General features: G+C 40.1%; 19 protein-coding genes and 1 tRNA gene. 5 read left to right on the forward strand and 15 right to left on the reverse strand.

Annotation, left to right across the window (positions count from 1 at the left end; all coding sequences use genetic code 11):
• Positions 1 to 42: 42 nt before the first annotated feature.
• The 5 genes from ACPUEN_RS02425 to ACPUEN_RS02445 form a co-directional block, all read right to left on the reverse strand.
• Entirely contained in the window at positions 43 to 849 is an 807-nt protein-coding gene (locus ACPUEN_RS02425) for an SDR family oxidoreductase (RefSeq protein ID WP_425638239.1), read from the reverse strand.
• Positions 850 to 955: 106 nt separating this feature from the next.
• Positions 956 to 2,800: a cystathionine beta-synthase gene (locus ACPUEN_RS02430; RefSeq protein ID WP_425638240.1), complete on the reverse strand. Its 1,845-nt coding sequence runs from the start codon at positions 2,798 to 2,800 to the stop codon at positions 956 to 958.
• Between the two features lie 154 nt (positions 2,801 to 2,954).
• Positions 2,955 to 3,359 (reverse strand): hypothetical protein, encoded by a 405-nt coding sequence (locus tag ACPUEN_RS02435; protein WP_425638241.1) that lies wholly within the window; start codon positions 3,357 to 3,359, stop codon positions 2,955 to 2,957.
• 125 nt (positions 3,360 to 3,484) lie between these two features.
• Positions 3,485 to 4,501 (reverse strand): pectate lyase, encoded by a 1,017-nt coding sequence (gene pelA / locus ACPUEN_RS02440; RefSeq protein WP_425638242.1) that lies wholly within the window; start codon positions 4,499 to 4,501, stop codon positions 3,485 to 3,487.
• A gap of 108 nt (positions 4,502 to 4,609) precedes the next feature.
• Complete coding sequence (locus ACPUEN_RS02445; RefSeq protein ID WP_425638243.1) at positions 4,610 to 5,998, reverse strand: DUF1593 domain-containing protein; 1,389 nt, start codon at positions 5,996 to 5,998, stop codon at positions 4,610 to 4,612.
• Positions 5,999 to 6,134: 136 nt separating this feature from the next.
• Between ACPUEN_RS02445 and ACPUEN_RS02450 the strand changes: the two genes are divergently transcribed.
• Positions 6,135 to 6,968 (forward strand): helix-turn-helix domain-containing protein, encoded by an 834-nt coding sequence (locus ACPUEN_RS02450; protein ID WP_425638244.1) that lies wholly within the window; start codon positions 6,135 to 6,137, stop codon positions 6,966 to 6,968.
• 51 nt (positions 6,969 to 7,019) lie between these two features.
• Here ACPUEN_RS02450 and ACPUEN_RS02455 read toward each other — a convergent pair whose 3' ends face one another.
• From ACPUEN_RS02455 to ACPUEN_RS02475, 5 genes are all read right to left on the reverse strand, one after another.
• Positions 7,020 to 7,295 carry a type II toxin-antitoxin system RelE/ParE family toxin gene (locus tag ACPUEN_RS02455; RefSeq protein WP_425638245.1) on the reverse strand — a complete coding sequence of 92 codons (276 nt, stop codon included), beginning with the start codon at positions 7,293 to 7,295 and terminating at the stop codon, positions 7,020 to 7,022.
• Positions 7,292 to 7,528: a ribbon-helix-helix domain-containing protein gene (locus ACPUEN_RS02460; RefSeq protein ID WP_425638246.1), complete on the reverse strand. Its 237-nt coding sequence runs from the start codon at positions 7,526 to 7,528 to the stop codon at positions 7,292 to 7,294. Before ACPUEN_RS02460 ends, ACPUEN_RS02455 begins: the two co-directional genes overlap by 4 nt.
• Before the next feature lie 101 nt (positions 7,529 to 7,629).
• A complete protein-coding gene (locus ACPUEN_RS02465) occupies positions 7,630 to 8,142 on the reverse strand; it encodes a DUF4943 family protein (RefSeq protein ID WP_425638247.1) in 513 nt (170 codons plus the stop codon).
• A 184-nt stretch (positions 8,143 to 8,326) separates the two neighbouring features.
• Positions 8,327 to 9,748, reverse strand: coding sequence for an alanine/glycine:cation symporter family protein (locus ACPUEN_RS02470; protein WP_425638248.1), 1,422 nt, complete (start codon positions 9,746 to 9,748; stop codon positions 8,327 to 8,329).
• A gap of 399 nt (positions 9,749 to 10,147) precedes the next feature.
• Positions 10,148 to 11,239, reverse strand: coding sequence for a transporter substrate-binding domain-containing protein (locus ACPUEN_RS02475; RefSeq protein ID WP_425638249.1), 1,092 nt, complete (start codon positions 11,237 to 11,239; stop codon positions 10,148 to 10,150).
• Between the two features lie 473 nt (positions 11,240 to 11,712).
• Between ACPUEN_RS02475 and ACPUEN_RS02480 the strand changes: the two genes are divergently transcribed.
• Together ACPUEN_RS02480 and ACPUEN_RS02485 are read left to right on the forward strand one after the other, a co-directional pair.
• Entirely contained in the window at positions 11,713 to 13,053 is a 1,341-nt protein-coding gene (locus tag ACPUEN_RS02480) for a DUF3748 domain-containing protein (protein ID WP_425638250.1), read from the forward strand.
• A gap of 79 nt (positions 13,054 to 13,132) precedes the next feature.
• Positions 13,133 to 14,620: a sodium:solute symporter gene (locus ACPUEN_RS02485; protein ID WP_425638251.1), complete on the forward strand. Its 1,488-nt coding sequence runs from the start codon at positions 13,133 to 13,135 to the stop codon at positions 14,618 to 14,620.
• A gap of 276 nt (positions 14,621 to 14,896) precedes the next feature.
• On the opposite strand, the gene ACPUEN_RS02490 is transcribed toward ACPUEN_RS02485, so the two are convergent.
• The 3 genes from ACPUEN_RS02490 to ACPUEN_RS02500 form a co-directional block, all read right to left on the reverse strand.
• Positions 14,897 to 14,970 (reverse strand) — tRNA-Pro (locus ACPUEN_RS02490).
• A gap of 166 nt (positions 14,971 to 15,136) precedes the next feature.
• Positions 15,137 to 15,526, reverse strand: a complete 390-nt coding sequence (locus ACPUEN_RS02495; protein WP_425638252.1) for a hypothetical protein — start codon at positions 15,524 to 15,526, stop codon at positions 15,137 to 15,139.
• 164 nt (positions 15,527 to 15,690) lie between these two features.
• On the reverse strand, positions 15,691 to 18,153 hold the full coding sequence (locus ACPUEN_RS02500) for a TonB-dependent receptor domain-containing protein (RefSeq protein ID WP_425638253.1): 2,463 nt from the start codon (positions 18,151 to 18,153) through the stop codon (positions 15,691 to 15,693).
• A gap of 416 nt (positions 18,154 to 18,569) precedes the next feature.
• Here ACPUEN_RS02500 and ACPUEN_RS02505 point away from each other — a divergent pair, with 416 nt between their 5' ends.
• Positions 18,570 to 20,312, forward strand: a complete 1,743-nt coding sequence (locus tag ACPUEN_RS02505; RefSeq protein WP_111613469.1) for a GMC family oxidoreductase — start codon at positions 18,570 to 18,572, stop codon at positions 20,310 to 20,312.
• A gap of 3 nt (positions 20,313 to 20,315) precedes the next feature.
• Positions 20,316 to 21,023 carry a gluconate 2-dehydrogenase subunit 3 family protein gene (locus ACPUEN_RS02510; protein WP_425638254.1) on the forward strand — a complete coding sequence of 236 codons (708 nt, stop codon included), beginning with the start codon at positions 20,316 to 20,318 and terminating at the stop codon, positions 21,021 to 21,023.
• Positions 21,024 to 21,312: 289 nt separating this feature from the next.
• Here ACPUEN_RS02510 and ACPUEN_RS02515 read toward each other — a convergent pair whose 3' ends face one another.
• Positions 21,313 to 22,143, reverse strand: coding sequence for a glycosyltransferase family 2 protein (locus tag ACPUEN_RS02515; protein ID WP_425638255.1), 831 nt, complete (start codon positions 22,141 to 22,143; stop codon positions 21,313 to 21,315).
• Positions 22,140 to 23,381: an FAD-dependent oxidoreductase gene (locus tag ACPUEN_RS02520; protein ID WP_425638256.1), complete on the reverse strand. Its 1,242-nt coding sequence runs from the start codon at positions 23,379 to 23,381 to the stop codon at positions 22,140 to 22,142. The genes ACPUEN_RS02515 and ACPUEN_RS02520 overlap by 4 nt, the downstream gene beginning before the upstream one ends.
• Between the last annotated feature and the right edge of the window lie 157 nt (positions 23,382 to 23,538).

Genomic DNA, 23,538 nt, shown 5'->3' on the forward strand with positions numbered 1-23,538 from the left:
TAAAAATCAATGTAAAGTTACCCTTTATTGCTTTTGTAAGACTTAGTTCTTTCGACCGACGAAGTGCTCCATTGTTTTGTAAATGCCCATGACAGATCCAGCAAACCAGTCAAAAGCATTTATTGATAAGATACCTTGACCAATTCGGGTAAGTCTGTAGATATAGCCGGGTAGGGTTAGCATTCTTACGTTATTCTCGATTGCCTTAACGATGGTCAATGAGGCCGCCTCTGGTTCTAGAATTGGGATTTTGGATTGCACCCCGTCAAACATGCCTGTATTGATGTAATAGGGCATGATCGTGGTGATGTTAATGTTTTTGTTCAGTTGCTTCATCTCCAGTCTGAGACTATCTGACCAACCAATCAGCGCCCACTTACTAGCTGCATAAACAGACATTTTGGGATTGGAAATCAATCCTCCTGAAGAAGCAATGTTGCAGATATGACCAGAGTTCTGAGCTATCATGTCTCCCAGAAATTCGCTGCTGACTAACATGGGTGCGGTGGAGTTGATCTCCATAGTTTTGGTAATATCTACAGGCGAATGCTCATGGAAGTATTTGCCGACTACTATCCCAGCGTTGTTTATTACCACATCGACTATACCTATATCATTCTTGACATTAATAGCTGTTTGCTGTATCTCTTGTATGTTTGAAACATCCACTTGGAAGCCAACTACTACGCCTAGATGAGTAAATTCAGCGATAGTGCTATCTATGCCAGCTTGGCTTATGTCCCAGATGATTACCTTGGCCTTTCGCTCTAGCATCAGACGAGCCATTATTTTACCAATACCGGATGCGCCACCAGTAATCAACACTATTTTTCCTGCTAAATCCTTCATCTTTTTTTGGTGGGTGAATAAAATATAAAGCTGTTTTAGTAATGATTATGTGGTTTGATCTTTTCTCCTAAAGTTAAAAAGGAGGCATTAAATACCTCCTTTTTTATCAAATCTCATCTACAAATTTCTGAAATACTTCTTTGTGACGCTTCAGGTCCATGATTGGCGAGAGTGAGGCTCGGATGATGTAGTCCTTATCACCTTCCTTCGTCGTGCCTTGAGTTGAGGTGGCAGGAATGGTCCAATAACATCCTTTTAGCTGCCCGTAGCTCACGCAGTACTTGCTTTCATCTGGGATCTCAGTGATCATCATGTTGATCAACTTTAGATTTAACGCTCTTTTATATGCCTCTTTTTCTTCAGGAGAGTTTCCTTTTGTGGGAAGATCCAATGAAAATACGGAAGGTGTAAATCCTTGGTCTGCTAATTCCTTGGAGACAAAATTGATTTTGGCAGTGGGTAAAGTTTTCTGAATAAAGTTGACAAAATCATGGGTATTCACGTAAGCGTCTTTGATCCGCTGATTCATGGATGGCAATTGCTTGGCTAAAAGTTCGTACTGAAGTGATGTAGCTTCGTTGTCGCAAAGCTGGAGGTGTATCGCTATTTTATCCATCAAAGCTGCTGCTAGATTATTTGCGACGCAGTACCCGGCGGTACACTTACCGCCACTCGGGAATTTAGAGCCACTAGCATAAGATATGGCTTTCACTGTGGAGAGTATTTCACCTTCGCCTAAGAAAAGATAATTGGGACAGAAAGTTTGATCTAAAATGAATACCGAAGCAATTGCATTTTCGCCAGTTGGCGTTTTGCGTTCTTTGCTTAAAACAGCTTTTAGTTGCTCAAGGTTAGGGACTTCAACTCGTGGGTTTGTTGGGATTTCGGCGATGATGTAAGGAATCGCGTTTTCAGCTGCCAATCTTGTAAGAATGGTTTCTAGACTTTGCACCATATCGTTGTCACCATCAACGGGCAAATCCACCACTTCGACTAGGTCAATACAGGCTGCTACACGCCTAGCTTGGTCATTTGTGCCACCGTAGCAGTTCGGTGGGACTATGAATTTGATTGCTTTGCCAGGGTGATTTTCCAGGGCATCATGAACGAGTCCCATCATGATCGCATACTGCATTGAGAGACCACTAGATGCCGCTAGCGGGCTTGTCGTGGTTCCCGTGATAGATTGGATGGAAGCTAAGACGCTCGCTTTGTCAGTTTCCACAGAATTGCCTAGGGTAGGGGATGCTTCTTGTCCGATGAGAGACTTCAACGCCAAAAGACAATTTTCAGGAGTCATCGCAATGGTTTCTCTTCTGCGCACATGCTGAATCTCTGAAATATAGGATGAGTTTCTCTCTCCGTTTGCTATCAAGACAGTGCCTAGCTCCGAGTGAAGATTGATGGAGAAATCAACTCCTGTAGTTAGATCACTAGCACCGAATTGTTCTTTATGTGAAATAAAAATCGTACTTCCTTCAAAAGTTGGGATTTCAGACCCTTGCTCAATCTGCTGCAGATCGAACTTGTATCCGTAAATGTCTCTTACTAGTTCGGCATCAAAAAAATCCGGTAAATCTCCTGTGTGAAGGATTTGTGTGTTTCTGTTTTCTAACAAATTCTTTCTGAGGACAGCTAAAATAGGAGTCGTTTTCGACGAGAAACTGATAATATTTTCTGAGGGTTGGCTTATTGACTTTGCGATAGCCCACTCCAAAACACAAGATAAAGGATGGCCTAAGCGGATATAGTCATAGGTAGTTGGCAGTGCGTTTAAAGCATGCGTAGAAGCGTTGTTTTCTCTGAATAAGCTCTCAAATTGATCTAAAAATTGAGTTTTTGCCAACTCTTCATTGTAAATATCTAAGCGGTGAGTGGTGAGTGTGAGCCAGTCCGATGGCATGTTATGGATTACCTCTTCTAGATAAGTTTTTACTTGGGTACTGAACATATTCTGTTTTTTTTGAGTCGGTAGTTATTCTTTCAATGAGTTATCAACCCCCTTGGTTCCTTGACTGATTCAGTTATTTAGAAACCGGAAAAGAGAGCAGCTGCTAATATTTTGATAAATAACAGGATGCGATTTACGGTCAATGCTTTTTTTTCTACTTTCTTGCCAAAGTCCTGATAAATACGAAGGAGAAAAAGATAAAAAATAGCCAGTCATTTGCACCATAGATGGTATAGAAAATTCCGGCCATGTTGTCTTCTGCATAGATTGCGGCGAGGTCATTGTTCATGAGCCATTTGGCCCAGACGAAGCCGTAGATGAGTTTTTCTATAGCGAAAACAGCGACTAGCCAGTTTACTTTTTCAAAATCTTTAGCTATTGCAATATAGGCAAGTCCCCAGATTACAATCATGACCAAACCAAAATTTGACATGACTGCTGGGTCAAACTCAGCAATGGTCGAATTGGTAAAGAATCTCGAAAAGGTTAATACTCCACCGATATTCATCAGGCCAGCGGCAATAAAACCGTAAGTGATAGTTTTGTCTTGAATCTTCATGTATGAATTCAATTAAATTTCATCAAAACTAGAAAGAATAGCACCAATTACATTTCAAGATTTTAATTTGGGTTTAAACTAGTATTTCCATCAAAAAATCCGACAATTTCTAATCGGATTTCAACTTAGTTTTCTTCCACTTTTTTCTTCCACTCTGGATATGCTTTCAAGACTTTCTCAGGAGCATTTACATACCAACTATATCCATTTCGACGCTCATATCCGATTTCAGCAAGCGAGATTTTCTTGATGCCATCCCGATCGCAAAAGAATGGTTGGGCAGTTTCAAGATCATAAAAACGTCCCCACATAAGAGGAGCATTCTTATCTTCTACGACTATCCGGTTCTTTCTGCCTTCACTGTCGACTTCGGTTTCTAGTTTGATCCCTTCTATTTTATGAGCTTCAAACCAGTTAACAGCACCATCGATGGCAGCTATTACTTCATTTGAGGGCTTATCGAGTTCCATTAAAAGCTGGACTATGCCTACAGATTCACTTCCGCTAAATGAAGGAAGTTCGTAGGAACGGGCTTTGGCCGGGGCGAGCGTTATTTCATCGTGCTGTGCGCACCAGACGGTAGGTTCACCATTCACTACGATTTGAGTTTTTAGGATGATTTCAATTCCTGCATCAAATGCCTGCTGTGCTTTTGTTAGTTGCTCTGGACCTAGATTTAAGGCTACATACTTCTCATCACCAGAATAAATCTCTTTGAGAAATTTCATGGTATTGACCATGGCGTCATCGTTGTAGGTGATTTGCATGGAATAGTCTCCGTTTCCCCCGCGAATAGGAAAAAACTGTGGCCAGCCACCATTATCATATTGTGAAATAAAGATGTAATTCAAGCCTTTTTCAAAAGCCTGCTTATATAGTTCGTCTTGTTGGTGAGCATAAACCTTTGCAAGAAACCGCATTTCGGTGATCGTAGCACCATTGTCGAATGTGCTTCCGATTTTGGATTTATCACTTTTGATTTTAGCTCTTTCATCATCAGAAAGTGGGATGTGATACTCTTTATTTTTCTCCCAACCTCCTATATCCTTTTGCGCTAGCATCACATTTTCAGCCACTGCTTTCGCTTCGGCTGAGCCATACCAAGCTTCAGGCATTTTAGTAGCCACATCCTTCCATCTCATAGTGAGATAGTTTGCTTTTTGTACAAATGATGCAGTTAACAAAAAAGTGAGAAATAGGGAGGCAAGAGGGATAGATTTCATGGGGGTAATTTATTGAAAATCTGACTTTTATTTTACTTCAACGATAACTCTTCTGTAACTGGTCAGTTGTGGTGATCCATTGTCAGTAACCTCACAGATGATGTGAATGGTCTTTCCTGAGGAGTCGGGAGGTAAGGTGAATTTGATGCTATCCGATTCATTAAAGGGTATGGTAGTTTCACCACTATAGGTGCCTGCTTCAGGAATAATCCACCATTTAAAGCTCAGCTGGTCACCCTCTTGATCGTAAGATTTTGAGGCATCAAGTAGTATGTTTTGACATTTTTTTGCCTTAACTCTAAGGATGTCGATACCTTCCATTTTATTTATTACCACGATCGGGTTCCGATTACCTTTTCCCTCGTCGGCCCAGTCCATTCTGGCTGCGAAATTATTAAAGGTGGCAGGGTAGAAGTAACTTTCATACTTTCTGGATACTTCAGATTCGGGGTCTTGATAATTTCTGAAGGAAGAGGTTTTTCCATCTTCTGTTAGACCAAATTGGAAATAACCGCCCGAACTCACTTGAGAAGGAACCATCGGGTCATTCAATCCATTTGGCATGAGGTGCAAAAATGCCGGTGTATCACCTTCCACGCCATATTTGTATTTAGGATAGACTTTTCCCAGATTTCCATGAGATTGTATATGCTCTGCATATTTTTCCCAATTAGCCTTTCCTGTACCGTTTTGATATTTCCAGGCAGATTCATCCCAGATAAAGAGTAAATCGTCGGCGAATTCTCTTCGCATCCACTGATGCGAACTGATTTCATACGGAGTCTTTTGATCCCGATCTTGGTCCGTGATCGTATAGACAGGGATTTTGTGTAGGAATTCTTTCAATTCTGCCTCAGACCTTTCTTGTTGGACTTTCCAGATTGCCTGAGCAACAGTATTTCCACCTCCCCAAACAGTGATCCAAAGTGGTCGTTTATCTGGTTCATCAGCAAGTTTGATAATCAATTCACTTCCAGGTGAATTGTTGTTTGCTCCAATGAATTCCTGACCTCTGTTTTTGCTCCCGAATACGGTGATGCTTCTCAAATAATCAGGACTTGGCCAGTAACCAATGGTTTGAGCAGATTCATCATCTTGAAAACCTGTTTGACCAGATCGCTTCATCAAATTAGGCAAGTCCATTTCATAAGCATCAATAGCATCATGAATCAAGTCCATGAAATCATCTCTGGTTTTATCGAGGCTCCAACCCGTGGTAAAAATGAGCCCCTCGATTTCATATAAATCTGCATGAACCAGCAATCTGACCAGAGATTCGCTATCATCCGTTTCCCATGTGGAAACATCCGTGAGGACGACTATTCTGGGTTTTGGGGTTGACTCTATTTTCTGCTGCGAAAAAAGGGTTGATGAGAGGGCTAATGCAAAAACTAGAGAGAAGAATGAGGTTTTCATGAATTGGGTCTATTGTAGATAAGTTCAATTTGAGATTTGGTAACAAATTATAGAGGAATTACTATTTGCTTCAAATTTATTCTCGTATTTATGGAAAAACTACATACATTTCTACATAAACCTATCGTATTCCCAGATGATAAGCAGTTTTGATGAACGTAGAAATGAGTTTAAACCGTATGGATTGACTTGTGAGCTATGGTCCCCAAGTCTAATGAGAAAGCCAGATCGGCACAATGAGATAGAAATCAACTATTTTCCTGAAGAGGGAATTACTTATCTTTTTCAAGGAAGGAAAGTGGTTGCGCCTCCCCGCAGGCTTACAGTTTTTTGGGGTTTAGTTCCGCATCAAATTATTGATTTTGAGAAAGCGAATCCTTATTACGTTTGTACAGTACCTTTCTCTTTGTTTTTAGAATGGAAGCTTTCTACCGCATTTGTGGATAGTTTGTTAAAAGGCGAAGTGATTTTTGAGGACAAGGAAGAAAATTCAAACTATGATGAGTTTCTTTTTAAAAACTGGCTGAATGATATTAATGGAAATGGTTCCACCGAAATTGCTTTGCTTGAAATCCATGCTCGACTAAGCAGAATGTCTATTCGTAAGTTGTCATCTGAAAGAAAAGAGCAGGTAGCCATGCAAACCAATGAAATTAGCCATGTGGAGAGGATAACTGTTTTTATTGCTCAGAACTATTCCGAACCAATAAAAGTCTCTGATATAGGTCAAGCTGTAGGTTTGCATCCAGATCATGCAAATTCTATTTTTAAAAAGACCTTTGGGAGTACGCTTAGTGAGTATATCACCGAAGAAAGAATTTCCCACGCTCAGCGAAAGTTGGTAGCAACTGATAAAAGTATCACTGATATTGTGTTTGACTGTGGGTTTAACTCTATCAGTCGCTTCAATGCAGCTTTTCTGAAAATAAATGGATGTACTCCCAGAGAATATAGGAAGAGGTATAAGTAGATTGAATGTGCAAATCACACTCCGTAGTAATCACATTGAAACCTCAGGCATTTAAAACTCTTGTCGCCCTATAATTCGAATTATTTCAGGTAAGCCGTCTGATCTAAGTTTAAAGTAGATTGTGTCGGCTCCACAAACACAATAGCGATATGATTCTCGTATATGCGAAGCTTCAGGGAATTGAGATGGACTTTTGCCAATTCTTTCAAAACAAATAAATAATGCATCATAATATTTGTTAGGCTGGTTTTCTCCGAATTTGCTAAAGCCGAATCGGTAAATTCGAATTACATCTTCTTCGGCTTTTTGGCTTAGCAAATAATTCATTTCAGACCTTTTTTTGCCAAGATTAGAATTTCTTCTTTTGTTTTATTAGAGTACCCACTCTCTTCGCCTTTGATCAGTTCTAACCGAAGCCAATCTATATTTTCCTGACGCTTACGCTCTTGCCGAATTAAGTCATTTACTAGCTCGCTTTTGCTGGCGTATTCTTTTGTAGCGACTTTTTCTTGAAGCCAGTTATCATTTGGCTCTGTTAATGAAATACTTTGTCTTCCCATGATAGTTCTGTTTGGTGTAAATATACACCATATTTGCATGTTATGGGGTGTGGCATTTTGATAAAAAAATAAAGATCAGCTCCTCGAATGCAGAGTAAAGTTTAATGCCAACGAAATTCTGTTTCCCCTAACGGATCAATATCCTTGAATTCATCAAAATCTTTGTCCTTGTTGCTTTCCCACCAATCAAAATAGGATTGAGCTACACTTGCACGAACGGCATCGCTTTGTTCTATCCATCCAAAATCTACCTTATAATCTACCACCGGGTTTTGCGATGGAAAGGTATGAAACAGGTATTTGGAGTTTATCGCACGTGCTCGGATAGATTCGATAGTCCATAGGACAAACATTCCTAAAGTACATTCCAAAGTCAAAGAGGAGGAAAGCGTATTGACTGGGAAGTTATTAATTAGTAGACTTTCATTTCTATAAGCTAGAAGTGATGGTATGTCACGAGAAGAAAACTCCGGCAATTGGTCAGCATCGTATTTTCCTTGCTTTAATAACTCCACATACCTTTCTACTGAAATATTAGAAGGATCTGAGTCATCCTCGCATCCCAGAAAAGTCAGTAGAAAGAGGCAGGCGATGATGGTTTTAAGAGTTTTCATTTTCTTAAAATAAGTTGGTCAGTAAGTATCGATTTCGGCTTTCTTTCCTACAAATTAAGTATTTAGCCATAACGATCATAAAAAAAAGCCGACAATTAACTTGTCGGCTTTTGAAAATAATATCCTTTATGAATAGGGTGTCTGCTAATCTACGCCCTCTGCGAACTCCGCAGTTAAATAATCCCTACTTCCAGAAATCAGCATTGTCAATACCGGCATCCTTAGCAATAAACACTGGATCCTTACCCTCTTTTTTCTGTCTTTGATAATCCTTCAGCGCTTTGAAAGCTGGCTTTCGAAGCAGTATGATTGCTATAATGTTCAGCCATGCCATTAGACCTACGCCGATGTCACCCATGGTCCATGCCATTTCAGCTGTTTTGATAGATCCATAGAATGTAGCTGCTAAAATTGCAATTCTGAGTACCCAGATGCCCCATTTATTATTTGTCTTTCTGATCAAATAACTCAAATTTGTTTCTGCGATATAGTAGTAGGCCATAATCGTGGTGAAAGCGAAAAACAGCAATGAAACTGCTACAAATCCTGCACCTAAAGAAGGAAATTGGGAAGCTACTGCAAACTGGGTGTATTCGGGTCCGAAGGCTACACCCGGGAGATTTTCTACTATGAAACCTCCATCTGGATTGACGACATTATACTGACCAGTGAAAAGGATCATCAGCGCAGTGGCAGTACACACAAACAGGGTGTCCACATAGACTGAAAAGGACTGAACCAATCCTTGCTTCACTGGATGGCTTACTTCTGCAGCTGACGCTGCATGTGGAGCTGTTCCTTGCCCAGCCTCGTTGGAGTAAATTCCTCTTTTCACACCCCAAGCGATAGCCATACCAAATACACCACTAAATGCAGCCTCCATATTGAACGCTGACTTGATGATTAAAGCAAAAATTGCTGGTACCTCGGTGATATTGATACTAATAATCACAATAGCCATCAGAATATATGCTGCAGCCATAAACGGAATTACGACTTCGGCTACTTTACTGATTCTTTTTACTCCTCCTAGAATAATCAATGCCATGAATGCAGTAATTACCACTCCAGTATAGAAAACAGGCACGTCAAAGGCATTATTCATACTCAATGCGATGCTGTTACTTTGTACTCCAGGCATAAAAAGAGCTGTGGCCAGAATGGTGGCAAAAGCAAAAAGCATGGCATACCATCTTTTGCCTATCCCTTTTTCTATGTAATACGCTGGTCCTCCTCTGTATTCTCCGTTATTTACTTCCTTATAGATTTGGCCTAGGGTGGATTCTACAAATGCCGATGAAGCACCAAGAAAGGCAATTACCCACATCCAAAAGATAGCCCCCGGGCCACCCATTGCGATAGCAGTAGCCACTCCTGCAATATTTCCAGTTCCTACTCTTCCAGAGATTGCTATTGCAAAAGCCTGAAATGAAGAAACACCCTCCTTAGAAGATTCCCCCTTGAATAGGAGTGTAACCATTTCTTTAAGATAAGTAACTTGCAAGAATTTGGTGGCAAAGGAGAAGTAAACTCCAGCAGCCAGGCAAAGAAAAATCAGAGCATTGCTCCAAACTACTGCATTAATAGCATCTACTATTTCTTTCATATGATTATAATTTGTCTTTTAAAGGCCATATGGAATCTCGCCTGGGAGATAATCATCCCTCTGTGTGTCGCTTCCGACATGCTCGATTTCATGTGTATTTAATTTGATTTTTATCGTCACATGTAATCTCGTATACCTGACACTCACGATTTTGCAAGTTGTTTTCGATATACTCGATTTCATACTTAGATTTTAAAACTTAAAATTTCTGTAAGTAAGTGTGATTTGGGTTTATTTTGAGCCCGAAGAAAAGAAAAAATATGCGATTAAAGCAGAAGAATCATTTTAAATGGACGTATTTCTTGATTGATAGCCTATGATAATTAGGTCTAGATGGAAAAAGCTTACTTTTTATTCAGAAAATCAACTATAAAATTGCCTAACTCCAGCCTTTCGCACCTACTCGTCTTTCTCCAAGTAGTTGTTTATTATTTTTTCGGTTTCCTGTTCTTCGGATATCTCGAGTAATGCCCGGTTGACTTCATATACTAATGATGAGTTGATAGGGAAGGCAAACCCATAACCCTGTTTGAAATATTCAGCTTTAGCGAGATAGAAATTTTTGCCTTGATTTTGCTTGATGTAATAGAGAAGTTGAGGTCTGTCATAAACCACCGCCTCTACTTCGTTTTCTTCGAGCTTTTCCATTGCCTCTTGAAGGGAATTTGAGGCTATGGTTTTTGCTTTGCTTTCTTTCAGAAAAGCCTCCGAAGGGGAGCCGGCAAGTGTTGCAGCCTTCTTATTTGAAAGCTGTTCTATATTCAGAATGGTTGAAGCTCCGAGTGAGTTTAGCGTCAAGGTACTTGCAATGCCTGCAACCATAGAAGTAGCGAAAATGATGGAGATAATAATCCAAGTACCCGTTATTATTCTCCCTACAAGAGTAACTGGAGCCTTATCTCCGTAACCTACTGTACTCATGGTCACCACAGCCAGCCACATGCCATTTCCGATTCCATTGACTGGATCTTTTGGGAATTGCTCTGGGGAATTTTTTCTTTCGGCAAGCCAAAGTAAAGTGCCTACAAGAGCTAGAATAAATAAAAACAATCCTACGGCAATCAATAATTTAAAGCTGAAAAAGGGCTTTATTTTTTGCCAAAGTGTGAGTTCATCTGACCTGGAAACTATGGACAAACTTGAATTGTAAAACGGCTGGGAAAATCGCATATGCTCAAGCCTGGATGAAGTTATACTAATAGGACCGACGACTACATCTACCATTTCTTTGCTCAGGTCGCTAAGTGCGGTCTCTACTTTATCAAAATATTTATACCGATAGTTCCAGCCCTTTTTGGCAGCCAATTCCTCCCAGATATCTATCGCGATCCCTTTGTTTTCTACATTATTAGGAAACACAAAAGGCTGACTTCCTGCTACCCCTACAAGTAAAGTATCAGCAGAAGTGATTTCTGCTTGCGCAAAAAGATTAGTAGTAGTTAGAGATAGGATTAAAGCAATAAGGTAACAGTAGATCGTTTTGGATCTCATAATTTAAATTTTTGGATTTTCTGTTTTTTGCTCGAGCTTGTTAAAGCAAATTGCAGTGATTAGCTAGCCGAGTTGTCAAATCAAATAGGGTCAACCTGAAGGAATGATGGGCTCTTAATAAATTGATTTTACTAAGAAAATAAGCCAAAACAAAGTAAATCAGGCAGTTTTTGCTAGCTGAGATGGACTGACCTACCTAGTGATGAACAAAAGTGTGGCTTTAGAATGGTGATTAATTGTATTCAAAAAGCCACAAGACTTAGGTTGGATAGAAGCTGGAGAAAAGATGCTGGATGTCTATTGCGCTCCTCCAGCCAATTTTACTAACTCAGATAGAGGAGGGGGTCTGAACTTGACATATAATTGGAGATGATATGTATTCAAAAATTAAAATTTCAAGTTCCACAGTTTTCTTATTTCAGCACCTTTTCCTGATTTTTATATCAGTTCAATGCAAACCAAAGAATCCAACCATGACTGAGAATAAACCTGAGCTTCAAGAAACCCAATTGACCTTTGGACCAACAGGACATATGTTGAATCAAAGACAGGCTTTTTCTCCCGATGACAAATTTTTGGTATTCGATTCTAGAAATGACGATGCGAAAATTGGAGAAAATCCATCAATCGGTCTAGTTAACCTTGAAACAAAGGAGCTTAAAACTATCTATGACCTAGAAAATCAGACTGCTTTTGGCCCCGGCGTAGGTGCTGTTAGTTTTCACCCTAGTCAGAATGAAGTGGTTTTTATCCATGGGTTAAAGAATGCTTCCGCAGCCCAGCCTTACACGTTCACAAGACGCTTTGCTATGAAAGTTGATTTGGATAAACCGGAATCATCAGGGCCAATGGAAGCAAGAGATATAAATCCTCCATTTACCAAAGGGGCTTTACGAGGAGGGTCCCACGCCTATTCCTACAGCTCAGATGGATCGTTGCTAAGTTTTACATACAACGATGAAATTCTAGAGAAAGAATCAAAATCTAATCCGGAAGTTCATGACCTGCGAACTGTAGGAGCATTGCTTATTGGAGAGGAGGTGGCTATTGAGGGGGCAAAGAATGAGGAAAACTTTGATGGGCTGAGCTTTGCAATATTACTGGCAAAAGTAATAGTCAATCCTAAACCCGGATCTGATGAAATCAACAAGGCTTATGAGGAGTGTTGGGTTGGAAATGCCGGTTATAAAAAGCCAGATGGGACAGTTCAAAAACATGCATTGGCCTTCCTAGGCGATGTAGTTTCTAAATCTGGAAAAAAGGTAACGGAAGTATTTATATCTGACATACCTGAAGATATTTCTGCTTTAAAAGCCTCCGTTTCTGCAGGAACAAATGCCAGTTTGCCTTCTTTGCCTCATGGAGTAACGCAAAGAAGATTGACCTACACAGCAGATGATTTAAACCCGGGAATCCAAGGGCGCAGGCAATGGTTGAGAAGTTCGCCGGATGGAAACTCAATTTACTTTTACAAGAAAGATGATTCTGGTACAGTTCAGATTTATTCTGTCTCACCATATGGAGGGGCAATCAAGCAGATTACCCATAATGACTTTGCTCCAAATACTACTTTTGGATTGAGTGCTGATGGGAAATACATTGCCTACGGCGCCGAAGAAGCTATTTTTGTTACTTCAGTAAATGATGGTGAGACTCAACTTGTTTTACCAAGACCCACAAGTTCCAATTCACAACTCAGTAATATCAACTGGGCAAATGGAAAATACACCATTGCCTATAACAGAAAAATAGAACTGAATGGAGCGACTTATTATCAGATTTTCACCTTAGATCTCTCAGAAATTTTAGGCTAATTGTAGTTCTTGATTTTGACTTAGTCAAGTTCCTTATACAGTCAATGCATTTTTAAAAACCCGTAATAACCTAGCTTCCATGGATTTACCCATTATAGATTTAATAGTTTTTTTCGTTTACATGGCAGCTATAGTGCTATTTGGGATTTCTTTTTCATTCAAGAAAAGGACTTCTCTGGAATATACTACCGGTGGAGGCCGACTTCCGAGTTGGGCGATTGGGATGTCTATCTTCGCTACGTTTGTAAGTAGCATCAGCTTTTTAGCACTTCCGGGCAATGCCTATTTATCCAATTGGAATGGCTTTGTGTTTAGTCTATCTATTCCTTTCGCAGCATGGATAGCTGTCAACTATTTTGTCCCACTTTATCGTAGGCTCCAGAGTGAATCGGCTTATTATTACCTGGAAACACGTTTTGGCTCCTGGGCCCGAGTGTATGCCTCTATATGCTATTTGCTGACGCAATTGGCCAGAATGGGGGCTATTATGTATCTCTTGGCACTTCCGATGAATGCTTTATTTGGTTGGAGTATTCCTTTGATCATTATCTGCACTGGAGTGAGTGTGATTATTTATGCGATGCTTGGAGGAATAGAAGCTGTGATTTGGACGGATGCAATTCAGGGAATCGTATTGATTGGAGGTGCTTTACTTTGCTTGATTGTCATTTTGTTTTCTATGCCCAATGGACCAGGAGAGGTTTTTACGATTGCATCCGAATCGGATAAATTTAGCCTTGGCAGTTTCAAATTCAATTTTATAGAATCGACTTTCTGGATGATTTTGATTTATGGACTATTCATCAACCTTCAAAATTTTGGAATAGACCAAAGCTATGTTCAGCGCTATATCACTGCCAAAACAGAGAAAGAAGCTGTGAAATCTACCTGGTTGGGTAGCTTGCTTTACGTTCCTGTTTCTTTGCTTTTTTTCTTTATCGGAACAGCCTTATTCTCTTACTATCAAGCGTTTCCAGAATTATTGCCTAGCGATTTACGATTGGCTGAAAATGCAGATAAAGTCTTTCCGTATTTCATAGTTTCGGGACTTCCAAAAGGTGTAACTGGAGTATTGATCGCTTCCATTTTTGCTGCTGGAATGAGCACGGTTTCCACCAGTATTAACAGTTCTGCAACTGTTTTCCTATCAGACCATTATAGGAAATACATTCATAAAAATGCTACTGAGAAGCAATCCATGTGCGTGCTTTTTATCAGTTCATTCGTCATGGGCGGAGCTAGTATTTTAGTGGCTCTGGCATTCAATGGAGTAAATTCCGCTTTGGATGCATGGTGGGCACTTTCGTCGATTTTTAGTGGAGGAATTCTTGGATTGTTTTTGCTGGCCTTTGTTGTGAAAAAAGCTTCTAGCAAAGCCGCCACACTCGGGGTGTTATGCGGTGTTGTGGTCATAGGATGGATGAGTTTATCAGCAGTGGTTTTGAAAGGAACCAGTTTGGAAGGGTTTCAAAACACGCTACATACCAATTTGACCATAGTGATGGGAACCCTGACAATTTTTATTGTGGGATTCATTTTGACATCACTTTTTCAAAACAAAAAATAGTTTTAAGGTTATTCAAAACATTCTCTACGAGTAACTGATGTTTGCCCCGGTATGAAAAATAGCTGGGATTTAAGCACAAAAAAAAACTCTAAAATTAATCAGAGGCTTTAGTGTCGGGGTGGCAGGATTACTCATACGCGCAAAGCATGCCGCACTACCCCTCGTGAAACTTCGCTACGCTTCGTTTTCAAACCTCGGTTCTCATCCTGCCTATGTAAGACCTCTTAGTTTTATTTAGGCAAAAAAAAGCCCGAGATATTAATCTCAGGCTCTAAGTCGGGGTGGCAGGATTCGAACCTACGACCTCCTCGTCCCAAACGAGGCGCGATACCGGGCTACGCTACACCCCGAGCTATTTTATTCTTGATCCTAGACTTGCTCTTGAATCGGTTGCAAATGTAGTAAAATTTATTTCTGACAAACACTTTTTTCAAAATGAAATTGAAAAAAATCGGAGATTAATTTGACGGATTTATAGCACTTAATTAAAGTGCATTGAAAATGAGATCAATAGCTTTAATTGACAATGAAAAACTCTAACCTTAATCGCACATTTTCAGGATCTGTTTCGTCTAGTTTAAGCTTATAAGTGTAATATCCATTCGAAAGTGGAGTTTCACCCACATAGTCAAATGGTTGAAGTCTTAATTCTTTCCTATCAGCCATTAGCCTGACAAATCCATATCGGTAGGCATTTTCAAATTCATTAAAATCTGATTTTTTCCCAGCCTTGAGATCTCCAAATTCAACTCCACGAGAGCCAGAACTTATAAAAATGTCTTTGAAATCCACTCCCGAAGCATTTTCCACTCGAATGAAAATACCTGTAGGATTGTCAAATTCAGAATCATCTGTGCAAGACGTCAACAAGATTATTCCAACCAGGAGAGTAAGTAGCTTTTTCATGTGTTTATAATTTGATTTTTAATTGCCACATGGAATCTTCGCAAGCAGGATAATCATACCTCTTTGTGCCGCTTTGGGTCATGCTCGATTTCATCTTTAAAAAAGGTTGATCAATAGGGTGACGATTTTATCCTTTATAACGCTACTTATTGCTTGTGATTTGACTAGAACTCTTTCTCTCCAAACTCACTCTTAATGAATTTTGAATTGTTTTTCAGTTTGTTGAAAGTATAGCTAAGGTTAAATTGAATGACATCTACTTCATAGACATAATTCGTCGTGGTGTAGAATTCTCCTTCACGCCAAGTGGTAATTCGTTGCTCATTCGTCGAAAGCAATCCCATATCAATATTTAGCCATTGAAGGGTGGTGCTGAGTCTTCCATCCAGAAAAGTCTTCTGCAAATTCAGATTAGGAGAGAGAAAACGGGAATCCTCACCCTGCGCTGTATTGGTTGGGGACAGGTAATTTACTGCTAGTTGAACTTCCCAGTTTTTACCAAGATCAAAGCTTGTATTGGCGTTGATCGAATAAATCCAACTTTCAGAATTGATTGGTCTATTATCAAATTCCCCGTCGATGGAATAATGATACACATTTGTCCCAGCAAAAATCTTCCACCAATCGGTTGGGTTTAATTCCAGTCCGACTTCCAGCCCAAGAGATTTTCCTGTACCTACATTTGAATAAATTCTATTCAAAATTGTGTCATTATAGACCGTATTCACACGATTGACTAGATTCTGTACATTCCTGAAGTAGGTCGTAGCGGTAAAAGAATTGGCTCCAAAACCCTTCACCACAGCAACTTCCACCAAGTCCACAAATTCAGGTAGTAGGGTAGGGTCACCTTGCTCCAATGTTTCCGAATGCTCTCTTTCTGGGAATGGATTCATTTTGAAAGTAGTAGTTCTTTCTACCCGTTTGGAATAGGAGGTTTTGAGTTGCAGTTCCTCGCTTATGGAATATTGCAAACTCGCCGATGGGTATAGCTTTACAAAATCATACAAGTACGTCGTATCAACTGTGCCAGCTTTATCAGTAAGATCTAGCGTTCTGTCCATGATTTCTATCCTTGCGCCAGCAGCGTAATTCCATTTGCCTTTTATGCCCGTCAATTGGCCGTATCCTGAATGCAAAACTCTATTCAAATCCACTGTACTTGAAAACTCAGGCACCAGTTCAAACGCTCCCGTTTCATTGTTTTTTCGCTCATAGACAAAATCCCCTGTATGGTTGAGCAATCGGTATTGGTAGCCAAATTCAAGTGTCCCAAATGGTTTTGAAGCTGTTTTGTAATCCACTTGAAGTCGAGTTCCATGTAGCGGGTTGTCGTTGGTGTTATACTCGTCCTGATAGATTATGCTGGTGTCAGGATAGCCTAAGTTTCGGTTAGTGGTCGGCCCGCCCAGCATGGTGTATTCGTAAAGAAAAGAGCCTGAGAGTTGAGATTCATTTTGGAAGGCATGCTTGTAATCCAAGCTACCCAAAACAAAATCACCTCTGCGAATTCTGAGGTTTTCATTGTAATACTGCATCGTGTAAATGCGTTCGCCATTCACATCTGCATGATTATCATAATAAAGAATGTCTGCTGTTCTATCAGCCGTTTTCTTTCCTGCATAGAACCCTAGACTGAAGTCATTCGATTCATTCGGAGTAAAACCCAGCGTGAACCTTCCTGAATAGGTTTTAGCATCTGTGCTTCTTTCTCCATCCGAAGGGAAATAAGTTGTAGTATCGCCGCTTATGGTATAGACATTTCCTTCTCGTCTACCATTGATATCATTTCTCTGGAAGTTTCCTCCTATAGAAAGATCCCATTTCCCCTTTTTATGATTGATGGTGAAGTCTGCCCCATAGCGCTGTGGATTGTCTTGATTATCGTAAGGCTCGATGCTTGGAGCACCGATTTTTGCATTTACCTGCACAAATGTACCGTCGGTCACTCCCTTTTTTGTGATGATATTGATGATCCCAGCTTTACCTTCCGGATCGTATTTGGCAGATGGAGAAGTCACCAACTCTATCTTTTCTACTGCATTTGCTGGTAATTGCGAGAGCAAAGCTTCTGGACTGGATTGAGTGGGTTTGCCATTTATCATAACTACAAAGCCGGTGGTGCCTCTGACCGAAAGTTCACCCTGAGCATTGATGCTAACCGAAGGTAGATTTCTCAAAACATCCGTTGCGGTACCGCCTTGACTGGTGAGGAAGTTTTCTGAATTGTAAACCTGCCGATCTACTTGATTCATGGTCGTAAATTTTTTCCCGGATACTTCTACTTCTGATAGTAATTGTTGATCTGGGATGAGTAAAATGGACCCTAAATCCAGTAATAGGTTTTTGGTGATCGACACACCTGAAACAGTCTTCGATTCATAACCCATAAATTGAGCGAGAAGATAGTAATCCCCTGGTTTTAAGTCTTCTAAGGAAAACAATCCTTCTTGATCTGTCACGGCTCCAGATATCAATAAGCTATCCTTGGTTTGATAAATAGCCACACTTGCGTATTCCAGTGGGCTGTTTTCTGCTTGATCAATTAGCTTACCTTTTACACCTGTTTGAGAAAAAGCAGGTCCACCTAATACTATTATAAAAAGTAGGAATGATAATTTATTCATTGAAACACCACAATTTTCATGTGTAAAAATTGCAAAAAAACAAATTGAATTGAATGCCTTTTAAATAATAACTGAAGCAAATTTCTTTTAGGGAGAAAATTAAAATTTTCTAAAAGGCTGAATTCCCATTTATAAAAAAATCAAAGAAGTTTCTAAAGTAATTTTAAAACCTAATACTTAGTGTTGTGAATGTGTTAGTGTCTGATTATCAGAAATTAAAGTCAATTATTCGAATGACAATATGTTTGCTTTCAAGGGCAGATTCCTTTTGGAAGCAGTCTGAATAGGGAAATCACGAAGTTTGAAAGGAAATAATTTTGTTTATTTAAGATTGAAAGAAGCGGGTTGAATGAAATCGATGAAATAACCTCTCTTCTCAATAAGTTGAACCACACCAATAAAGTAAATTCTATCTAATGAGTTTTCAAATCAAAAATTCCGGTGAAGCCTACGACGTCATTATTGTGGGTTCTGGAGCTGGAGGTGGAATGGCCTCCAAAATTCTTTCCGAAGCAGGTTTATCAGTTGCCGTCGTAGAAGCAGGAGGTGATTTTGATCCGGCAAAAGAGGAAGATCGCACGCAGTTAAGGCCACCTTGGGAATCACCAAGAAGAGGAGCTGGTACTAGAATCCGGCCTTTTGGAGACTTCGATGCTGCTATCGGAGGCTGGGATATCGACGGAGAACCATACACTAGAAAGAATGGGACCGAATTCGATTGGTTCCGATCCAGAATGGTGGGTGGAAGAACGAATCACTGGGGGAGAATCTCTCTTCGCTTTGGACCGAATGATTTTAAGCGAGCCAGCATAGATGGTCTAGGTCATAACTGGCCTATTGGTTACGATGATTTGAAACCTTACTATGATAAGGTAGATAAGCTAATTGGGGTATTTGGCACCAAAGAAGGCATTTACAATGAGCCTGATGGCTTTTTTCTCCCTCCTCCAAAGCCAAGACTTCACGAGCTTTACATGAAAAAAGGTGCGGATAAGGTTGGAATTCCAATGATCCCTTCACGTCTTTCCATGCTTACTCGTCCAATCAGCAAGGAAAGAGGAGTTTGCTTTTTCTGTAGCCAGTGTAACAGAGCTTGTCAGGTTTATGCAGATTTCTCAGCGGGAACTTGTCTGGTTCACCCTGCTATGAAAAAAGGTAAAGTTGACCTTTACACGCATTCCATGGTTAGAAAAGTAACAACAGACGAGGCTGGTAAGGCAACCGGAGTATCCTTCGTGAGTAAAGTAGACATGAAGGAATACAAGTTGAAATCAAGAGTAGTCGTGCTTGGAGCTTCAGCTTGTGAATCTGCACGAATCATGATGAACTCCAAGTCAAAATCGCATCCTGACGGGATTGGAAATAGCTCTGGTATGGTAGGGAGATACCTACATGATTCCACAGGAACAGACCGTATGGCAATCGTACCGAGCCTGATGGATCGTCAGCGATACAATGAAGATGGTGTAGGTGGTCTGCATATGTACACTCCTTGGTGGGGTGATAACAAGAAACTGGATTTTGCCCGTGGATACCATATTGAGTATTGGGGAGGAATGGGACAACCAGCCTATGGCACCGGAGGAAGTATGGATTCGATGAGAAAATATATCACGGACGAATTTGGTGCTCCAAGTCCGAACGGAGGTTATGGAGTAGGATTGAAAAAAGATATTAGAAAACTTTATGGATCCACCATGGGGATGTCTGGCAGAGGTGAAAGTGTGCCTATGTATGATAACTATTGCGAGATTGACCCAAATACCGTGGATAAATACGGTATTCCAGTGCTAAGATTTAACTACAATTGGACAGATCAGGAAGTGAAGCAGGCGAAACACATGCATGACACGTTTGAAGAGATCCTGACAGAAGCTGGAGGCATTTTATTAGGCTCCAAGCCGGGTCCTGAATCTAAATATGGATTATTGGCACCAGGCAGGATTATTCACGAAGTTGGTACTACTAGAATGGGCGATGATGCCGCTACATCAGTATTGAATTCCAACTGCCAAGCGCACGATTGTGATAACTTATTCGTAGTGGATGCGGGACCATTTGTGTCTCAAGCGGATAAGAACCCAACATGGACCATTTTGGCCCTTGCATGGAGAACTTCCGATTATATAGTAGGTGAATTGAAAAAGAAAAATATCTAAATCATGAACAGAAGAGAAAACCTCAAACTACTCTTTACCGGCTCTCTTGGTACAGGATTATTGTTGACTGGCTGTTCACCTGAGCAGCAAGCTTTGCCTGAAAATGCTTTATTAGCAGGCGGAACTATTGGCGGTAGAACGGAAGAAGAAAAGCAACGAGATTTAGAGTTACTTTCAGAGACCTTTTTCATTGAAGATGAGCGAAAGAAACTCAGCACTCTGGTAGATATTATTATGCCAAAGGATGATGAATCTCCCTCAGCTACTGAATTAAAAGTAGTGGACTTCATGGAGTTTATGATGAAGGATCAGCCTGGTAATCAAACTCGTATGCGTGGCGGCTTGATGTGGTTGGATTTTGAAGCGGATGAGAAGTTCGGGAAATCATTCAATGAACTTTCTGAATCTGAAGTGATCGAAATCGTAGATGAAGTAGCCTGGCCAGACACAGCAAAACCTGAATATGAAGGGGGAGTACGCTGGTTCAATATGCTTCGGAACCTTACTTGTTCTGGATATTTCTCTACCCCTGAAGGTTGGAAATACATGGGCTATGTAGGGAATACTCCAAATGCCTGGGACGGTGTTCCTCAGGAAGTAATGGATAAGCATGGCGTGAAACTGGAAGAAAAATACATTCCTCAATACCTCAAAATGGAAGATCGTGGAACTGTGATCGAGTGGGATGCAGAAGGAAATATTATTGGGTAATTAACTTTCCCAAGCCAAAATATGAAAGCCAATGGATGAAAATTCATTGGCTTTTTTTGTGGTTGAAAGTTACCCGACACTTATAGAGTTGGCTGATCTATCAGAGAATAATTCTGTAGTAGAAATTAGCTAAATGCAACTGTTGGAGAATGCTTATGCTGTACGAAATAGACCAGCGATAACTGCACATAGGGGGTAATTCCGTCAGATCAGGTTGGTGGCGCCACATTAAGTTTTTAGATGGCTTTTAGGAATTATACGAGCATGACTAGCTGTGAATAATTAGTAGTTAAAGCTGATTTTTCACTTTTACTAAAAGTCCGGGGAGTATTTTCTTACCTATTTTCAACTTCTCCTTTAATGATAATGGACTTTTTACTATCTCCTCTGCTATTGCTAAATATATCCCTACTTTATTTTTTTTACTCATAAAATCCCAGGAAGCACTAAGCGTTTTTGAATTATAATTCTTTTGAAATAGGACTTTGTTGGTAGAGATGAATTGCCCATGAAATGACAGTTTGATCATCCACAACAAATCTGCCATATGCTCCGGGTTGCCTATTCTTAATTTTGCAACCGGCAGTATTTTTTTTACAACTGAACTTCTGTGAATCCCATGATAGGCAGCCCACCATCCGTGGACCTGTTTCTTGATGAGCGTAGTTACCAGATCTGATGTAGTAATGCTATTGGATAATTCAACACAGAATGAGTTTCCCTGAATGAAAGGTAAACCGATATTTTTCATGCCAGGGATGGCTAAAGCAGCTTGTGGATTTTCTTCTAAAACCTTTATTTGCTCTGCTATGAAACCATCAAAAAGTATGTCATCGTGCGGGTGCAAAAAACAATATTCACCTAACTCTACTCCTTTTCTCCACAGATTTTCTGAATTAGAAAACCATCCTAGGTTTACTTCATTTCTCAAAATAGTGAAGTTGGGATGATCTTTGGCAAAATCTTGGCAGACCTTAAATGTATTATCCTTTGAGCAATCATCACAGAGGATTACCTCGAAGTTTGCATAGGTTTGGGCGGCAATTGATTCCAAAGTTTCAATAATAAATTTTTCAGCATTATAAGCTGTTACTAAGGCTATGACTTTAGGGTATATCACGAATAAACACAGTTAAGAATGCTTTTGACTGATTCCACAGCAAACATTGGTGCAGTAGTGAGTTTTCCTGTGTCGATAGAATGGTAGTTGCCTCCATAGGTTCTTAGGCCAATATTAGTTCTATCGTGCAGCTTACTATTACTATCATCGACATCGGTTTTACCATAGGCAACAATTGGAGCCCCATCTACCAAGTACGTGATGGATTTGTTGATGCCCGGAAACCACTTTTCAATTTCCTCCAAAAAAATGGATGATAAAGCATTTGCTTTTTCTTCGGATACAATTCCTCTACTTACCTCATTCCAAGTTTCTGGCGGACTTATTTCTGTGCTCCAACCCAAACAACCTGCGGGATACCAAGACAGGTACGCAGTTCCGTCCTTTTTTATGACCACATCACCATATTTGCCTATCACCATAGTAGCAGAAGGGCGTTCCAGTAAGCTGGGATCAATTTTAACCATCACCCTATACTTCAAGCGATGTAATAAATCCTTCGGTTTAGCTACACCAAAAGATTCATCTAGTGCAAATTTACCCTCCCAAGTAGCATTTATTACTTGTTCAGCCTCAAACCTAAATTCTTTGTTGCCGACGAATCCAGAGACGGTAAGCATCTCATTATTGCGACTGATGTTTTTTATATGATGGTTGGGACAAAAGCTTATGCGAGGATTGGATAGAAGTGCTTCTGTCAAATACTTCTTCAACAATTCGGTATCCACAGAATATTCAGCTGTTTCAAAAGCTGCCTGCACAACCTCATCGCCAAACAGTTCATTAGCTTTTTCATCTGAGACTCTTTTTGTTAAATAGCTGGGTTTGGTGCCCAAATAGTCCCAATCTGCATGTTTGGATGTATAATCATTGAAAATTTCCTCCATCTTTTGGTATCGCATTTCCAGCTCTTCTGGATTGAGAAAAGAATCCTTTGCTACTAAATAATAAAAAGGATTGCTCAGCCCAAGATGATAAGATTTGTCGCCTATCCATCTCTCGAGAGATTTTCGAAATTCCATAGAGGCTTTTAACATCAGCTTAGGTGTGGCAAAAGTAGGGTCATTCATATAGACTATTCCAAGATGAACCTTGCCTTCATTCCTCAAACTGGCGCGATTAAATGGAATAGTGTCCTGATCAATTATGGTGACGTACTTACCTTGTTTGGCTAGCTCAAGTGCTATGCAGATTCCTTGAATACCTGCACCAAGCACTAAAAATTCATTATTATTCACTCTTAATTAAAAATTAATTGAATTTAAAACTAGGGATAATGCAGTTGGAATTAAAATTATGATTTAAAAATATTATGATTATCCGCAATGATGCCAGTCACCTTAGATTCTTTGCTTGGCTGGAAGACCCCTGCCCGAACTACAGGCGGGGATGACC

This window comes from Algoriphagus yeomjeoni, assembly GCF_049821175.1.
Taxonomy (GTDB): Bacteria; Bacteroidota; Bacteroidia; order Cytophagales; family Cyclobacteriaceae; genus Algoriphagus; species Algoriphagus yeomjeoni_A.

Coding starts and splice junctions, on each gene's coding strand:
- ACPUEN_RS02425 (WP_425638239.1), bottom strand. CDS start 849: ATGAAGGATTTAGCAGGAAAAATAGTGTTGATTACTGGTGGCGCATCC.
- ACPUEN_RS02430 (WP_425638240.1), bottom strand. CDS start 2,800: ATGTTCAGTACCCAAGTAAAAACTTATCTAGAAGAGGTAATCCATAAC.
- ACPUEN_RS02435 (WP_425638241.1), bottom strand. CDS start 3,359: ATGAAGATTCAAGACAAAACTATCACTTACGGTTTTATTGCCGCTGGC.
- pelA (WP_425638242.1), bottom strand. CDS start 4,501: ATGAGATGGAAGGATGTGGCTACTAAAATGCCTGAAGCTTGGTATGGC.
- ACPUEN_RS02445 (WP_425638243.1), bottom strand. CDS start 5,998: ATGAAAACCTCATTCTTCTCTCTAGTTTTTGCATTAGCCCTCTCATCA.
- ACPUEN_RS02450 (WP_425638244.1), top strand. CDS start 6,135: ATGATAAGCAGTTTTGATGAACGTAGAAATGAGTTTAAACCGTATGGA.
- ACPUEN_RS02455 (WP_425638245.1), bottom strand. CDS start 7,295: ATGAATTATTTGCTAAGCCAAAAAGCCGAAGAAGATGTAATTCGAATT.
- ACPUEN_RS02460 (WP_425638246.1), bottom strand. CDS start 7,528: ATGGGAAGACAAAGTATTTCATTAACAGAGCCAAATGATAACTGGCTT.
- ACPUEN_RS02465 (WP_425638247.1), bottom strand. CDS start 8,142: ATGAAAACTCTTAAAACCATCATCGCCTGCCTCTTTCTACTGACTTTT.
- ACPUEN_RS02470 (WP_425638248.1), bottom strand. CDS start 9,748: ATGAAAGAAATAGTAGATGCTATTAATGCAGTAGTTTGGAGCAATGCT.
- ACPUEN_RS02475 (WP_425638249.1), bottom strand. CDS start 11,239: ATGAGATCCAAAACGATCTACTGTTACCTTATTGCTTTAATCCTATCT.
- ACPUEN_RS02480 (WP_425638250.1), top strand. CDS start 11,713: ATGACTGAGAATAAACCTGAGCTTCAAGAAACCCAATTGACCTTTGGA.
- ACPUEN_RS02485 (WP_425638251.1), top strand. CDS start 13,133: ATGGATTTACCCATTATAGATTTAATAGTTTTTTTCGTTTACATGGCA.
- ACPUEN_RS02495 (WP_425638252.1), bottom strand. CDS start 15,526: ATGAAAAAGCTACTTACTCTCCTGGTTGGAATAATCTTGTTGACGTCT.
- ACPUEN_RS02500 (WP_425638253.1), bottom strand. CDS start 18,153: ATGAATAAATTATCATTCCTACTTTTTATAATAGTATTAGGTGGACCT.
- ACPUEN_RS02505 (WP_111613469.1), top strand. CDS start 18,570: ATGAGTTTTCAAATCAAAAATTCCGGTGAAGCCTACGACGTCATTATT.
- ACPUEN_RS02510 (WP_425638254.1), top strand. CDS start 20,316: ATGAACAGAAGAGAAAACCTCAAACTACTCTTTACCGGCTCTCTTGGT.